Raw genomic sequence first — 1,963 nt, forward strand, 5'->3', positions numbered from 1 at the left:
CACCCCACACCGACACGAGTCAACGGACCGTTCGACCAACGGGACTGGACGAACGGTCCGTTCACTCCGCCACGACCGCGGGTGCGGCTACGGCTGCTGCGGGACCAGCGCCTCCCCGTGGTAGCGGCAGTTCGGCGCCCACAGCAGGTACGAGGGCATGCCGTCGTCCCGCGCGGCCTTGATCTGCGCGCCCACCTCGGCGGGCCCGTAGCTGGCGCCGAGGCTGAAGTCCTGCAGCCACGGGATGATCTGCACGTCGGTGCCCTCGACCGCCTTGGCGAACTCGGCGAGCGAGCGCTGCACGATCTCGTAGGGCTGGGTGTTCGGATCGTCGACGCCGAACTCGCCCGGCCCCCAGTGCGACGGGTAGACCATCGGTGCGATGTAGTCCACGTACTTCGCCATCCGCGGGATGTCCTGGGCGATCTGGGTGGGCCGGTCCACGGCGATGCCGAACACCGACGCCCCGAGCAGCGCCCCCTTCGAGCGGACCGCCGTCTGGGTGTCGCGGAGGAAGTCCGCGATGCCCTGCTCCGGCGTGGTGCGCAGCCCGGCGAAGCGCATCTTCTCGATGCCGCCGTCCGGCCTGCGCACGTAGTCGTAGAGGACGTCGTCGAACCCGAGCGACGCGGCTTCGGCGGCGAGGTCGATGTTGTACTGCCGCACCGCCGGGTCGGCGAAGTTGGTGAACGCGAAGTCGCCGTACCCGCTGCTCCACGGCTGGCCGTCCGCGGTCTGCACGACCCGTTCCCGGTGGCCTTCGCGCCAGGACGCCTCGCCGAGCACCGGGTCCTTGAAGGCGACGAGCCGGCCGACGACGCGCACGCCCATGCCGTGCAGCTGGTCGAGGGCTTCGCGGGCGTCGTAGTAGTTCTTCACGGCGCCGATGCGGTTGGCCTCGGGCAGCGCGGAATCGTAGGGGATCTCGCCGCTTTCGTCCTTGATGTCGAGCTCGACGGTGTCGATGCGGCCCTGCCTGGCGAGTTCGAGCACGGGTTCGCGCAGCGAGTCGCTGGTCCAGGCGAGCCCGGTCATGTGCACGGCGCGCATGCCCGGGTGCTTGATGTGCACGGTCATGGTGCGCTCCGCGCGGTTGCCCGCGAGGTCGGTGGCCACGACCTGGACCTCCCGTTCCGGCCGGTCGACGACGGCGGAGAACGCGCCGTCCGGCCCGGGCCGGACCGGCTCGCCCGCGACGGTCACCTGGTCGGCGCCCGCGGCCTTGCCGGTGACGGTGACGGGTTCGCCGAGCTTCTCGGGCCGCAGCGAATCCTCGACCTGGAGCTCCGGTGGCGCGCTGTCCACTGTGAACTCCTGCGTGGTGCTGGCGGAGCCGAGCCAGGAGATCGCCCTGGGCGTGACGACTTCCAGCACGTGGGAGCCGTCGGGCACGGCGGCCGCGTGCACGGCCACCGCACCGTCCTGGGGCGTGGTGGGCACGGGCTTCCCGTCGAGCAGAACGGTGGAACCGCCGCCCTCGGAACGGATCTGAATGGATCCATCGGCCGTCGCCTCGGCGCGGACCGGGTGCGACGGCAGCCCGTCGACCCGCACGTCCTCTGTGGACAGCATGCGGAGCAGCACGTACCCCGCGATCAGCAGCACGATGACGGCGACGGCGACGACGGCCCACTGCGGGATGCCGCCGATTCCGTTGTCACGGCTGGGTTTCGTTGGCCCTGGGGCCCCTTCGGGCGCAGGTTCGGTCACAGCTTTCGCCTCCCCGACGTCGGCGAATCCGGACAACTGAACACGTTACGTTGCCGGTCGAATGTTCGCGCCACCCTTCCAGGTAATAACGTGGAGATCAACAAGTGACTTTGAGTATCCACATCGGCCGAAAACTGCACTAACGTGCGAACTGATGCTGAGCGTGATCGAGCGCACCTGCGCCGTGACGGCGGTGGCGCTGCTCGCCCTGTCCGGTGCCGCGTGCAGCACCCAGGACCCCGCCCCCGACACC

Annotated in this window: 1 protein-coding gene; it reads right to left on the reverse strand. The window is 70.0% G+C overall.

Features of this window, described 5'->3' with window-relative positions:
* Nucleotides 1-87 precede the first annotated feature (87 nt).
* Nucleotides 88-1,572, reverse strand: coding sequence for a putative glycoside hydrolase (locus LCD31_RS27040; RefSeq protein ID WP_255619040.1), 1,485 nt, complete (start codon nucleotides 1,570-1,572; stop codon nucleotides 88-90).
* Nucleotides 1,573-1,963: the final 391 nt, after the last annotated feature.

It is taken from the genome of Saccharopolyspora sp. 6M (assembly GCF_020176775.1).
GTDB lineage: Bacteria > Actinomycetota > Actinomycetes > Mycobacteriales > Pseudonocardiaceae > Saccharopolyspora_C > Saccharopolyspora_C gregorii.